This is a genomic window from Citrobacter sp. S39 (assembly GCF_009495675.1).
Taxonomy (GTDB): Bacteria; Pseudomonadota; Gammaproteobacteria; order Enterobacterales; family Enterobacteriaceae; genus Citrobacter; species Citrobacter freundii.
The window spans coordinates 1,198,071-1,212,088 of record NZ_CP045555.1 but is presented as its reverse complement, the minus strand read 5'-3'; the positions used below and the strand labels follow the sequence as shown (position 1 = coordinate 1,212,088).

Annotated in this window: 11 protein-coding genes; 3 read left to right on the top strand and 8 right to left on the bottom strand. The window is 52.3% G+C overall.

Annotated features, from left to right (window positions below):
* The first annotated feature begins 130 nt into the window (after window positions 1–130).
* Entirely contained in the window at window positions 131–1,060 is a 930-nt protein-coding gene (locus tag GFB57_RS05655; protein WP_003023305.1) for a sugar kinase, read from the top strand.
* 100 nt (window positions 1,061–1,160) lie between these two features.
* On the opposite strand, the gene GFB57_RS05650 is transcribed toward GFB57_RS05655, so the two are convergent.
* The 4 genes from GFB57_RS05650 to GFB57_RS05635 form a co-directional block, all read right to left on the bottom strand.
* Window positions 1,161–2,654, bottom strand: a complete 1,494-nt coding sequence (locus tag GFB57_RS05650; RefSeq protein WP_003023304.1) for a pitrilysin family protein — start codon at window positions 2,652–2,654, stop codon at window positions 1,161–1,163.
* Between the two features lie 221 nt (window positions 2,655–2,875).
* Window positions 2,876–4,162, bottom strand: coding sequence for a C4-dicarboxylate transporter DctC (dctA, locus tag GFB57_RS05645; protein ID WP_003023301.1), 1,287 nt, complete (start codon window positions 4,160–4,162; stop codon window positions 2,876–2,878).
* Between the two features lie 157 nt (window positions 4,163–4,319).
* A complete protein-coding gene (gene hmsP, locus GFB57_RS05640) occupies window positions 4,320–6,326 on the bottom strand; it encodes a biofilm formation regulator HmsP (protein WP_003023299.1) in 2,007 nt (668 codons plus the stop codon).
* A gap of 226 nt (window positions 6,327–6,552) precedes the next feature.
* The gene (locus GFB57_RS05635) at window positions 6,553–6,660 is read right to left on the bottom strand and encodes a type I toxin-antitoxin system toxin Ldr family protein (RefSeq protein WP_003023297.1); all 108 of its coding nucleotides are present in this window, start codon (window positions 6,658–6,660) and stop codon (window positions 6,553–6,555) included.
* 427 nt (window positions 6,661–7,087) lie between these two features.
* Here GFB57_RS05635 and megL point away from each other — a divergent pair, with 427 nt between their 5' ends.
* The gene (gene megL, locus GFB57_RS05630) at window positions 7,088–8,284 is read left to right on the top strand and encodes a methionine gamma-lyase (RefSeq protein WP_003023295.1); all 1,197 of its coding nucleotides are present in this window, start codon (window positions 7,088–7,090) and stop codon (window positions 8,282–8,284) included.
* A gap of 117 nt (window positions 8,285–8,401) precedes the next feature.
* Window positions 8,402–9,700: an amino acid permease gene (locus GFB57_RS05625; RefSeq protein ID WP_003024323.1), complete on the top strand. Its 1,299-nt coding sequence runs from the start codon at window positions 8,402–8,404 to the stop codon at window positions 9,698–9,700.
* 35 nt (window positions 9,701–9,735) lie between these two features.
* On the opposite strand, the gene GFB57_RS05620 is transcribed toward GFB57_RS05625, so the two are convergent.
* The 4 genes from GFB57_RS05620 to dppC form a co-directional block, all read right to left on the bottom strand.
* Complete coding sequence (locus tag GFB57_RS05620) at window positions 9,736–10,938, bottom strand: sigma 54-interacting transcriptional regulator (protein WP_003024321.1); 1,203 nt, start codon at window positions 10,936–10,938, stop codon at window positions 9,736–9,738.
* A gap of 176 nt (window positions 10,939–11,114) precedes the next feature.
* The gene (dppF, locus tag GFB57_RS05615) at window positions 11,115–12,119 is read right to left on the bottom strand and encodes a dipeptide ABC transporter ATP-binding subunit DppF (protein ID WP_003024319.1); all 1,005 of its coding nucleotides are present in this window, start codon (window positions 12,117–12,119) and stop codon (window positions 11,115–11,117) included.
* Window positions 12,116–13,099: a dipeptide ABC transporter ATP-binding protein gene (dppD, locus tag GFB57_RS05610; protein WP_003024317.1), complete on the bottom strand. Its 984-nt coding sequence runs from the start codon at window positions 13,097–13,099 to the stop codon at window positions 12,116–12,118. Before dppD ends, dppF begins: the two co-directional genes overlap by 4 nt.
* Window positions 13,100–13,109: 10 nt before the next feature.
* On the bottom strand, window positions 13,110–14,012 hold the full coding sequence (gene dppC / locus GFB57_RS05605) for a dipeptide ABC transporter permease DppC (RefSeq protein ID WP_003024315.1): 903 nt from the start codon (window positions 14,010–14,012) through the stop codon (window positions 13,110–13,112).
* Window positions 14,013–14,018: the final 6 nt, after the last annotated feature.

The following is a 14,018-nucleotide window of genomic DNA, read 5'->3' as shown; positions in this document are numbered from 1 at the left end:
ACTAAGCGGCAAAAACAACGCAGAACACGTGCTGGCTCAAAAAAATAATGGAACGATGTTTTAATATAGTTGACCGCTTAACACCCACAGCGCACACTAACGCTAATTTTTTTCAGAGCAGGTTACGACTATGTCCAGAAAGATTGCCGTGATTGGCGAATGCATGATTGAGCTGTCACAGAAAGGCGCTGACGTTCAGCGCGGATTCGGTGGCGACACGTTGAATACATCCGTTTATATCGCCCGTCAGGTCGATGCTGCGGCACTTTCCGTACACTATGTGACTGCACTGGGTACCGACAGTTTTAGCCAACAAATGCTGGAGTCCTGGCAGGGTGAAAACGTGGATACCTCATTAACCCAGCGCATGGAAAACCGCCTGCCGGGTCTCTACTACATTGAGACCGACAGCACTGGCGAGCGCACCTTCTATTACTGGCGTAATGAAGCCGCCGCAAAATTCTGGCTGGAGAGCGAGCAGTCTGCAGCGATTTGCGAAGAGCTGGCGACATTTGATTACTTGTATCTGAGCGGAATCAGCCTGGCGATTTTAAGCCCGGCAAGTCGTGACAAGCTGCTGTCGTTGCTGCGTGAATGCCGTGCCAACGGTGGAAAGGTCATTTTTGATAATAACTACCGCCCGCGTCTGTGGAGCAGCAAAGAAGAAACCCAGCAGGTGTATCAGCAGATGCTGGAATGCACCAGTATCGCATTCCTGACGCTGGACGATGAAGACGCGCTGTGGGGTGAAAAACCCGTTGCTGAGGTGATTGCCCGTACTCACGCAGCTGGTGTACAGGAAGTGGTTGTGAAGCGTGGCGCAGACTCTTGCCTGGTTTCCATCGCGGGCGAAGCGCTCATCGATGTTCCGGCCGTTAAATTGCCGAAAGAGAAGGTGATCGATACCACTGCGGCCGGAGACTCCTTCAGCGCCGGATATCTGGCGGTACGTCTGACCGGTGGCAATGCCGCTGATGCCGCAAAACGCGGCCACCTGACGGCAAGCACCGTGATTCAGCACCGCGGGGCGATTATCCCACGCGACGCTATGCCGCAATAACGTCGATTATCCGGTCTGCATACCGTAGGCCGGGCAAGCGAAGCGCCCCCGGCATCTCCAATGCCGGATGGCGGCGTAACCGTCTTATCCGGCCTACAGGTTATTGTACCGGCGGGATATCTGTCACTTCAGGGTGTGATTCATCCGTTTCAACAGATGTTGCCGCTGCGGTAACGGGCGCCATAATGCTATCCCACGTCGCCTGCAGATCCTTCATATTGAATTCAGGTTCACCCTTCGGCTGCAGCAGAATTAACGCCATATCTTGCGACAGCTGCTGTCGCAGGTCCTGATTCAGCATCTCAACACTCAGGCTGTTGAGGAAGCTCTGGCGTAAACGCTGATACTGTTCAGGCGCAATATCCACCACCTGATTTTGCAGCGAGCGCAAACGCTGGCTGATCAAAATATCGGTATCGGTACGACCATAGGTGGCAAACAGCTTCTGCAGTTCCAGATTCTTTTGCGCGACCAGCGCATTGAACTCTTCTTCCGGAAGTCCTTTATCACGCACTTTCGCCAGCTCACGCGCAACCGTACCCAGATTGGCGTTCAGCTTATCGTTTGGCGACTCAACGTTAATCGCACACTGCGCGCGCAGGAACAGCACCCGGCAGTCAAATCCGAGGCCAATGTCTTTGGCATTGTTTTTGGTTAGCTCTTGCTGAATGTGCCAAAACAGCGCCTCACGAGCTAAATCAGCGCGCCAGTAACGTAACAACGCGGCAGATTCACGGATCGGTTGCCACGGCATATCCCACATAATAGACAGGCGATCCTGGCGTACCGCATCGGTCATAATGCTTACGGCTTCTGCTCGCAGCGGAGAGAGCGTAGGTACCGGTGCAGGCGTTTCGCGTTTTCCTTTTAACTCGCCAAAGGTTTTATTGATTTGCTCAGCTACGCTGCGTGCATCAACGTTACCGACGATGATCAGCGTCATCGCGTCCGGGGTATACCATTTCTGGTAGAAAGACTGAATTTTCGCCGCATCTACAGGCGTTTTCAGCGGATCGGCGGGATCGTGCCCCAGCAGGGTCGATCCCTTCAGACGGTAACGCCACCACCCTTCTTTGGTATCTGACGGCCAGGTTGCAACCATATCTTCGCTGCTCAGCGCATGATTGACCGTTTCAGAGGTGATGCTCAGATTGCCGGAGATATTCGCCAGGTAAGAAAGTGACTCTTTCAGTAGATCGTTACGGCTGTTTGGCAGACTGAGGTTGTACAACGTGGAATCATAGGAAACGATAACCGGCGGCATGGGACGTTTGGGATCGAACCCCTGCTGCCACAATGAACGGGCTTGCGTGGCATCGAGGCCACCGCTTTGCGTCAGCGCGATACGTGGGATCGCATGGCTGAAACCACTCTGTTGCGTATTTTCGGTGAGTGAACCGGTATTAACCAGCAGGCGGACCTCAATACGGTCGCTGGGGCGCTGGGGAGTGGCTAACACTTGCCACTGTAGACCATTTGCCAGCGTGCCCTGTTGCCACGCCGGGTCAGGCTGGAGCGCATCTGCCTGCACATAGCTGGCAGTGGCCATCATCAGCAAGCCGCCCGCTAAAAGTCGAATTTTTGTGCCCTGCATGTGAACCCCTGATCAACTATCCTGGAAATAAAAAGACAGCCCGCAAACGGACTCTCTGAATATGACGTTAAAAACACTTCGTGTTAGACCGCGAGAACATAAAAATGTCACGGAAGAAGTGAAAAAATCCCGAGCCGCCGAATCGACGGTTTCAGGCACAGGGGGTAATTATGCGCAAACGCCCGCAGTCCTGGAAGGGAATACGGGCATAAGTGACGAGATTAAGAGGATATTTCGTGCGTTTTGCCATCCGGCGCACGATTATTCAGCACATCGTCCAACTTTTTATGGTCCAGTTCTTTGACCCATTTAGCGACGACGACAGTTGCCACACCGTTGCCGACCAGGTTAGTCAGCGCACGTGCTTCAGACATAAAGCGGTCAATACCAAGAATCAGTGCCAGACCCGCAACCGGCAAATGGCCCACCGCAGAGATCGTCGCGGCCAGAACAATGAAGCCACTCCCGGTCACACCCGCTGCACCTTTTGAGGAGAGCAGGAGCACCACCAACAGGGTTATCTGATGGAAGATATCCATATGGCTGTTGGTTGCCTGAGCGATAAACACCGCCGCCATCGTCAGATAGATTGATGTCCCATCAAGGTTAAACGAGTAGCCCGTGGGTATAACCAACCCGACAACCGACTTCCGGCAGCCCAGTTTTTCCATCTTATCGAGCATACGCGGCAGCGCGGATTCAGAAGAAGACGTACCCAGTACGATCAGCAGTTCTTCACGGATATAGCGGATGAATTTGAAAATGCTGAAGCCGGTTGCGCGAGCAATGGAGCCCAGAACCACAACCACAAACAGAATACAGGTGATGTAGAAGCAGATTATCAGCTGACCCAGTTGCACCAGCGTTCCGACGCCATATTTACCGATGGTAAAGGCCATGGCCCCGAAAGCACCGATCGGCGCCAGGCGCATGATCATATTGATGATGCCGAAAATAACCTGCGAGAAGCTTTCAATCACGTTGAAAATCATCTGGCCTTTGCTGCCCAGACGGTGCAGCGCAAAACCAAACATTACCGCAAACAGTAATACCTGCAGGATGTTACCGCTGGCGAACGCGCCAATCACGCTACCCGGGATAATATCCATCAGGAAGCCTACGATCCCCTGGTCTTTTGCCTGTTCAGCGTAAATGGCAACCGCTTTAGCGTCCAGCGTCGCCGGATCGACGTTCATTCCGGCACCGGGTTGCACCACGTTGACGATGATAAGGCCGATGATCAGCGCAATCGTACTGACAATTTCAAAATAGAGCAGTGCAACCGCACCGGTGCGGCCTACTGCTTTCATACTTTCCATGCCTGCAATGCCGGTCACGACAGTACAGAAGATGACAGGTGCGATGACCATCTTGATGAGCTTAACGAAAGCATCACCAAGCGGCTTCATTTGGGCGCCTAATTCAGGGTAGTAATGGCCAAGGAGAATACCAATGGCAATTGCTGTCAGGACCTGAAAGTAAAGGCTTTTGAATATAGAGGTCTTCATAGGGTGTCCTTAAAGTAAAAACCACAGGTCTTGTAAGGTTTTGTTTAACCTGCGGCCTTAAAGTAACACCCACTCAACATGACAGAAATGCACCTGGATCATAATTGATACAAAAATGTTAAAAATTTTGAGCTGGCTCGCACAAGCGAGACCTTTTTTAACTTTTGTAATCAGCGCTTTCCGGTGCCAGATAACGTTCTTCGAAGATATTTGCCGGAACGGGTCGGGCAAACAGGAAGCCTTGTGCCACTTCCACCCCGGCTTTTGATAACCATTCGCGTTGCGCTTCGGTTTCAACGCCTTCGGCGATCATCTGCAAGTTGAGGCTATGTGCCAACTGAATGATGGCGGAGATCATGCTGCAATCTTCGGGCACGCCATCGACAAACATCTTATCGATTTTGAGTACATCTACCGGCAGCGACTTCATATGCTGTAGCTGTCGCAGACCCGCATACCCCATGCCAAAGTCGTCCAGGGCGATACGCACACCCGCGTTGCGCAGCGGTCGCAAAATGGCCACTGCGGCGTGGGGATCGTCAATATGCCGGCTTTCGGTCACTTCCAGAATCAATGTGCCAGGCTTAATGCGATAGCGCGTCAACAACTCCAGCAGATCAGACACCATACTTGGGTGCATCAACTGGAGAGCGGATAAATTCACCGAGAGCGGCAGCATGAGACCGCGTTCTTGCCAGGCTGACAGCTGGCGGCATGTTTCTTCCAGCACCCAATAACCAACTGTCACCATCAGACCACAAGACTCAATTCTGTCGATTAACCCTTCCGGCAGCTCCCAGCTACCGTCCGGCTGCTGCATCCGCAATAATGCTTCTGCGCTCAATACCTTGCCGCTGGACATCTCTACCTGGGGCTGCATCCAGAGCGCAAATTGCTGGTTATCCATGGCGGTTAAAATATCGTTCTCTTGGGTTAAACGCTGCTGCGCCTCTTCCATCTGCAACGGATCAAAGAACTGAATTTGGTTTTTACCTTTATGACGCGACGTTAACACAGCTGACAGGGCGCGGCGGTAGAGCTGCTCTGCGGTTAAATCACCATAAAACATCGCCACCCCAATGTTGCAGGTAGGACGTAGTTGAATACCCTGAATCGGTAACCGCTCATTAACGATAGTGAGTACTTGCTGACCTAGCGTAATAGCGTGCCAGGGTTCTTTTACACCATGGGCGATAATGGCAAAGTCATAGCCACTCACCTGGGTAAGCACCATCCTGGGAGCCAATACCGACTTCAGTTTTTCGACCAGCGTAAGTAATAGGATTTCTCGCTGGGTTTCGGTTAACACACCCGCGGTGTCACGTAGGGTTTCGCAGGTGACAATCATCAGCGCCGTCGTCTGTTGGCGGGTAACAACCTGCTCCAGTAGCCCCATTAAAAACGACTTATTGGGCAGTTCGGAAACCGGGAAACGCATTGCTAAGTCGCTTTGATCTTCGCTATGTCGCTGAATCAACTGCTGATTAAGATTGTAGCTACGTACCAACATACCAATCTCATCATCCTGATGTAGACGCGGCAATGCCAGTTGATAACCAATCAGGTCCTGCTGCTGAATGTCGTTCAGCTCACGGGCAATTTTACGTAAGGGGTGCACAATCAAGCGGTTAATGCACCAGGAGATGGCGACGGTCAGTATTAGCGACAAAAGTAAGTAAATGGTCACTAACGTCGAGAGCGTACTCATCACGAATTTGTACATGCGGTACGAATCCGCCTGCAGCACCAGATACGCCAGCGGTTGTGGGTTAGCGGAACGTTCAAGAGAATAGATCGGCAGCGAAATTTGTACCGGAAGCTCAAACAGGCGGGTCACCGTAACCGGAACCGGACGTTCGGGTATAAAGCTCATCCGCAGCGCCTGGAACTGATTAGGCAGCACCACATCGGCGCGACTTACTACGCCTGCAGGCCGAATACTTCTTAAAATAGCTTCCGCTTCGGGAATATCCCCTTTCAGGATAGTGTTCGACAGAGGTTCACGAACAGAGCGAGCGATACTTTCCAGTTGCGTAGCCGTGTTATAGCGGTTTTGCTGGACCAGATGGAACAACAAAACGGTGCAAAAAATAAAAACGAACACCATAACAACGGCCGCAACCATTGCCATCTGCTTAATTGTTAACGAGCGACTGACACGCAAACTGACTCTCCACGGATAGACGAAACTGCCGTCAGAGTATACCCGATCGTAGCGGTATTAAGAGAGGCGGTATCTGAAAACTTCCCAGCGTGCATTATCGCGACAGGATAGGCACCTGGCGACGAGATTTATCTGCATTTAAGCCGAACCAGGCCGCAAGGTTAGCCCCTGCGGCCTGGTTCGGGCGCATGTTGCCATTACGGCAGGCAGACGCCCACAAAGTGCATTACTTCCTGTTACGCAGCCAGTTCACAATCAAGCTGGCAATAATGCCAGCGATAATTGGAGCCGCTAAATCGTGCCAGAAAGCCACGCCTAACTGTGCGAGCGTCATATAGCCGCCTGTGTTGCAATGGCAACTGTTCGCGGCTATTCTTAACTTGTCTGGAGTCAAGTTAGCCCCCGTTTTGTTGCCAGGTTTATACCGAACAACGTGCGGGGGTTTTCTCTTTCCAGCAACCTATGCCGCCGGGGATCAAGCCCCCGCAACATCGCGCCTCACCGGGTTAACCCGGCTTGCTGCTGATTCTACGGTAACACTTCCGTCTCATCACCCCGGAGTGATCCAGTCTGCGTAAAGCCTCGCAATTACGGCTTAATAAATCCGCCAATCGCTGGAAAGTTTCTTGCCAACTGGCAACTTTCCTGACGGCCATCCGCACGATAAAACTAATAACATATTGATATCTATTAGTTTATTTTCTGGCACAGCGATTGCTATATGACTGTGAGCTGTTCTGTTCCGAATCAAAGGAGATATCATGTCTGACTGTCGTACTTACGGATTCAACACCCAGATCGTTCACGCGGGGCAACAACCCGACCCTTCAACTGGCGCGCTCAGTACGCCTATTTTCCAGACTTCAACGTTTGTTTTTGACAGCGCCGAACAAGGTGCCGCCCGCTTTGCGCTCGAAGAGTCCGGGTACATTTACACCCGCTTGGGTAACCCTACCACTGATGCGCTGGAGAAAAAGCTGGCGGTACTGGAAAGAGGTGAAGCCGGGCTGGCTACCGCGTCCGGTATTTCTGCTATCACCACAACGCTGTTGACGCTTTGTCAGCAGGGTGACCATATCGTTTCCGCCAGCGCGATTTACGGTTGTACCCACGCGTTTTTGTCGCACAGCATGCCGAAGTTTGGGATTAACGTTAGCTTTGTCGACGCCGCGAAACCGGAAGAAATCCGCGCCGCCATGCGCCCGGAAACCAAAGTTGTGTATATCGAAACGCCCGCTAACCCGACGTTGTCGCTGGTCGACATTGAAACGGTAGCCGGTATCGCCCATCAGCAAGGCGCATTGCTGGTGGTGGATAACACCTTTATGTCGCCGTACTGTCAGCAGCCTTTGCAACTGGGCGCGGATATTGTGGTGCACAGCGTCACCAAATATATCAACGGTCACGGGGATGTGATTGGCGGCATCATTGTTGGTAAGCAGGAGTTTATCGACCAGGCGCGGTTTGTTGGCCTGAAAGATATCACCGGCGGCTGCATGAGTCCTTTCAATGCGTGGTTGACGCTGCGCGGCGTTAAAACGCTGGGCATTCGTATGGAGCGTCACTGTGAAAATGCGCTGAAAATCGCCCGCTTCCTCGAAGGGCATCCGTCCATTACCCGGGTGTATTATCCAGGCCTGTCATCGCATCCGCAGTATGAGCTGGGCCAGCGACAAATGAGCCTGCCAGGTGGAATTATCAGCTTCGAAATCGCCGGCGGCCTCGAGGCTGGCAGACGGATGATCAATTCTGTAGAATTATGCCTCCTCGCGGTCAGTCTCGGTGATACCGAAACCCTCATTCAGCACCCAGCGTCTATGACACATTCGCCCGTTGCGCCAGAGGAACGGCTTAAAGCAGGTATTACCGACGGGCTTATCCGTCTTTCTGTGGGTCTTGAAGATCCAGAAGATATTATTAACGACCTTGAACACGCCATCAGAAAGGCAACATTCTGACCAATATGGCCTGAACCGACGCCGTTCGGTTCAGGTTGTTGAGAATCAAGGCACAACAGTCTGGCAATACGCGCAATCCTCTTTCGGGGAGAACGTGTATTTTGGGCAGGGGGTTCTATGCAGGACAACACATTACAATTAAGCAACAATACAGCAACCGCCGTACCATTCTCAAAAAAAATACCGTTTACGAAATACGATTTTGGCTGGGTATTACTGTGCATAGGCATGGCCATTGGTGCCGGAACGGTACTGATGCCGGTACAAATTGGCTTAACCGGCATTTGGGTATTTATCGTCGCCTTTATTATTGCTTATCCGGCAACTTATATTGTGCAGGATATTTATTTAAAAACATTATCAGAAAGTGAAACCTGTAATGACTACACGGATATTATCAGTCATTATCTGGGAAAAAACTGGGGCGTATTTCTTGGCGTCATCTATTTTCTGATGATTATTCACGGCATATTTATTTATTCCTTATCCGTGGTTTTTGACAGCGCCTCATATATCAAAACCTTCGGCTTGACCGAGTCCGATCTTTCACAGTCGATAATCTACAAAGTGGCCATTTTTGCCGTGCTGGTCGCCATTGCTTCCGGGGGAGAAAAACTGCTATTCAAAATCTCCGGCCCGATGGTAGTGGTCAAAGTGGGTATCATCATCGTATTTGGTTTTGCGATGGTTCCGCACTGGAACTTCGCTAATATCAGCGCCTTCCCTGAAGCCTCGGTGTTCTTTCGCGATGTGCTGCTGACTATCCCGTTCTGCTTCTTCTCCGCGGTGTTTATTCAGGTGTTGAACCCTATGAACATCGCCTACCGCAAACGGGTGGCGGACCGGGTACTGGCCACACGTATGGCTATACGCACGCATCGGATCAGTTACATTACGCTGATAGCGGTCATCCTGTTTTTCTCTTTTTCTTTTACCTTTTCCATTAGCCATGAAGAAGCCGTTTCGGCCTTCGAACAAAATATTTCCGCACTGGCGCTGGCGGCACAGGTCATTCCGGGACAGATTATTCATATCACCTCAACGGTATTAAATATCTTCGCCGTATTAACCGCGTTCTTTGGTATTTATTTGGGATTCCACGAGGCGATCAAAGGAATTATTCTTAACGTACTGAGCCGCGTTATTGACGTGGAAAAAATTAATCCTCTGGTACTTACGCTGGGTATTTGTACCTTTATTGTTATCACCCTGGTGATTTGGGTATCGTTTCGCGTATCAGTACTGGTGTTCTTCCAGTTAGGCAGCCCGCTGTACGGGATTGTGTCGTGTATTATTCCGTTTTTCCTGATCTATAAAGTCACACAGCTGGAAAAACTACGCGGGCTGAAAACCTGGCTAATCCTGTTGTACGGGATCCTGCTGTGCCTGTCGCCATTACTGAAGCTGATGGAATAACCCGCGTAAACTGCGCCGTCAGCTCCTGGCGGCGCTTAGCTCACACTCTCCAGTTGATAGCTGCGAATTTTATTCAGTACCGTGGTATGTGACACCCCCAGCGCTTTGGCGATATGCCGCGACGACACATTCTCTTCCATCATCTGTTCAATAAGCTGGCGTTCCGCATACAAAACCTGCTCTTTAAAAGGACGTTCTGTCGGGCCTTGCTCAGCGGCGGGCAAATTCACCATCCCTAATTCTTCGGGCGTAATGACATCGGATTCCGCCATTAGCATCAGACGAATAATGGTATTTTCCAGTTCGCGCACGTTTCCCGGCCAGCTGTGATGGTGCAAGGCATCAAAACAAGCTTTATCCAGAATGATCCGCCGCTGGAATTCCTTTGCGTATTTCTGCACAAAGTGGCGAATCAACAGACTGATGTCCTGCGGGCGTTCCCGCAAGGGCGGAATAGTCAGGGAAAGTACATTGATGCGGTAATAGAGATCGGCGCGCAGCAGACGTTGTTCCACCATATCTTCCAGATTGGCGTTGGTTGCCACAATAATGCGTACATTAACCGGAATAATTTGCGCCCCGCCAACGCGACGGATCCCGCCATCCTGCAGGACGCGCAATAATTTAGCCTGTAAGCCCAGCGACATTTCACCAAATTCATCGAGAAAAAGGGTGCCTTTATCGGCCATTTCAAACAGCCCTTTTTTGCCTTTACAATCCGCGCCGCTAAAAGCCCCTTTCTCATAACCAAAGAATTCACTCTCCATAAGCGACTCAGGTAGTGCAGAGCAGTTGACCGGAATAAACGGATAAAAACGTCGCTGCCCGGAATTATGGATAGCCCGGGCCAGCAGCTCTTTGCCGGTACCCGTATCGCCACGGATCAGAACGGTATATTTGCTGTCAGCAATTTTTATCGCCTTTTCGATAAGCGCGTGCATGCTCTGGCTGCTGCAAATAATGTCAGAGAAATAACGCGGGCGTTCCGGCTCCGGCGTTGACAGCTCGCTTATCTCCTCACAGAGGTAGGCGACATTAATAATATCGGCGCGCTGGCTTAAACAGGATTGCACACAGGAAATATCCTGTAGCTGGCGGCACCAGGATTTAATCAGGATCCGTCCAGGTGTGACTTTCATGGAGATGATATTGATATCGCAGCAGGAAAATTCCTTCAGGACATCCTCAACCATCGACAGACGATCAATTGTTTTAATATCCCAGCGTATCGTGACCACATTTGCTCCTGATAGTTAGCAACTGCGAAATAGATATTTCTGTGACGAGAGGAAACCTGACTACATTTTAGACGCTGTGGAATAATATTCTGCCAGAGGACTCACATTGTGGACGGAAAAACAAAATATAAAAAAACCGGAGCACAAGGCTCCGGTTATCGGGTCATAACCCACGTTTATTGCTGTGGGTTTTCGTCCTGGTCAACGGCGAAACAGGCCACCAGCTGACCGCCATAGTCTTTTAACTGTGGCTGAAGCTGAGTACACGGACCAAAGCGACGGCGGCAACGGGCGTTGAATGCGCAGCCTGGTGGTGGATTCAGCGGGCTTGGCAGCTCACCGGTCAGCTTGATACGCTCGCGGCGATCGTCCGGGTTCAGGCGCGGCGTTGCGGAGAGTAGCGCCTGAGTGTACGGATGCCGTGGATTATTGAAGATCTGATCCTTGGTTCCTTTTTCCACACAGCGGCCTAAATACATCACCATCACTTCATCGGCAATGTGCTCTACCACCGACAGGTCGTGCGAGATAAAGACGTATGACAGCCCCAGTTCCTGTTGCAAGTCCATCATCAGGTTCAGCACCTGCGCACGTACGGAAACGTCCAGCGCCGAGACCGGTTCGTCGGCAATCACCACATCCGGGTCAAGCATCAGACCGCGGGCAATGGCGATACGCTGACGCTGGCCGCCGGAGAACATATGCGGATAGCGGTCGTAGTGCTCGGTTTTCAGCCCCACTTTCGCCATCATAGCCAGCGCTTTTTCACGACGCTCCTCTTTGCTGAGCGTGGAGTTGATCAGCAACGGCTCTTCCAGAATCTGCCCTACTTTTTTACGCGGGTTCAGGGAACCATAGGGGTTCTGGAACACTATCTGGATTTTCTGCCGACGCAGCTTCTGCGCCTGCGGGTCATGCTTGAGTAAATCCTGACCCTGGTAATACAGCTCACCGCCAGTCGGGATTTCAATCATCGTCAGCAGACGGCCAAGGGTGGATTTCCCACAGCCCGACTCACCTACCACCGCCAGCGTTTTACCGCGCTCCAGAGTAAAGGAAACGCCATCCAGCGCTTTCACCAGGCGTTCCGGGGCGAACATGCCCTTCTTCACCGGGTAGTGTTTTTTCAGGTCAATTGCCTGCAACAGCGGCTGTTGCGCGGCGGCCTTTTGCGTACTCATAGCCCAGGCCTCCCGGCATCATCAAGTGGGTAGTGGCATTTTGACTGACGACCGCCTTCCAGCAGGTTCAGTTCAGGTTCTTCAGCGCGGCATTTGTCGGTCGCATAGGGGCAGCGTGGATTCAGCAAACAGCCGCTCGGGCGGTCATATTTACCGGGAACCACGCCCGGCAGTGAGGCCAGACGCGCTTTGTCCTGAGCAAACTCCGGCAGCGCGCGCAGCAGCGCCTGGGTGTAAGGATGACGCGGCGCGCGGAAGATATCCTGCGCGGCCCCGGTTTCCACTACCTGCCCAGCGTACATCACGATGATTTTGTGTGCCGCTTCAGCCACCAGCGCCAGATCGTGCGTGATTAAGACCAGCGCCATGTTCTCTTTTTGCTGCAATTCCAGCAGTAGCTCGATGATCTGCGCCTGAATGGTCACATCCAGCGCCGTTGTCGGTTCATCTGCAATCAGCAGCTTCGGACGACAGGCAATTGCCATCGCGATCATCACGCGCTGACTCATCCCACCGGACAACTGGTGCGGATAGACATCCAGACGCGAGGCCGGATCGGGGATCCCCACCAGCGTCAGCAGGTCAATTGCCCGCTGAATACGCGTTTTTTTGTTGCCGCCCTGGTGCACCTTGATGGCTTCCATAATCTGGTAGCCGACGGTGTAGCAGGGGTTAAGACTGGTCATCGGGTCCTGGAAGATCATTGCCACTTCCGCACCCACCAGTTGGCGACGCTCTTTCTCAGAGATGCGCTTCAGGTCGCGACCATTAAACTCCAGATTTTCGGCCATAACGCGGCCAGGGTAGTCAATCAGTCCCATAATCGCCAGCGAGCTGACGGACTTACCAGAACCAGACTCCCCAACAATGCCAACCACTTCACCCTGATTCACACTGTAGCTAATGCGGTCTACGGCGCGGAATTCGGAACCTACGTCGCCGAAATGCACCGATAATTTATCTACATTTAATAACGCCATCTCGAACCTCTTACTGCTTCAGTTTGGGATCGAGCGCGTCACGCAGACCGTCACCCATCAGGTTAAATGCCAGCACCGTCAACAGGATCGCCAGCCCCGGGAAGGTCACGACCCACCAGGCGCTTTGGGCAAACTGCAGAACGTCAGAGAGCATGGTGCCCCATTCCGGCGTAGGCGGCTGTGCACCCATCCCCAGGAAGCCGAGGGCAGCCATATCGAGAATGGCGTTAGAGAAGCCAAGCGACGCCTGAACAATCAGCGGCGCAAGACAGTTAGGCAGAATATTGACGAACATTTGGCGCATCGCGCCGGCTCCCGCCACGCGGGATGCGGTGACGTAGTCGCGGTTAACTTCCACCAGCACAGCGGCGCGCGTCAGACGCACATAGTGCGGCAATGCTACAAACGTCAGCGCCAGCGCAGCGTTGCCTATCGAGGGACCAAATACCGCCACCAGCACCAGCGCCAGTAACAGGCTCGGCAATGCCAGCATGATATCGACCACACGCATGATGACGTTATCGACAATTCCACCAAAGTAGCCAGCGATCAGCCCAAGAACCACGCCCATCAGCAGGGAGAGTACAACCACCAGACAGCCAACCAACAGCGACAGACGCGCACCGTACATCAGGCGGGACAGCACGTCGCGGCCCACATCATCAGTACCAAACAGATGCGCCATGGTACCGCCTTCCTGCCACGCAGGCGGAGCTAGTAGCGTATCGCGGAACTGGTCTGCCGGGTTGTAGGGTGCAAGGACGTTGGCAAAGACCGCAATCAGGATCATCACCACAACGTACACCAGCCCAACAACCGCACCTTTGTTGCGTTTAAAATAGTGCCAGAACTCCTGCAGCGGGGTCATGGGCACCGGTGCAGCAATAACTTTATTTTCAGTAACCTGTGACATGATGGC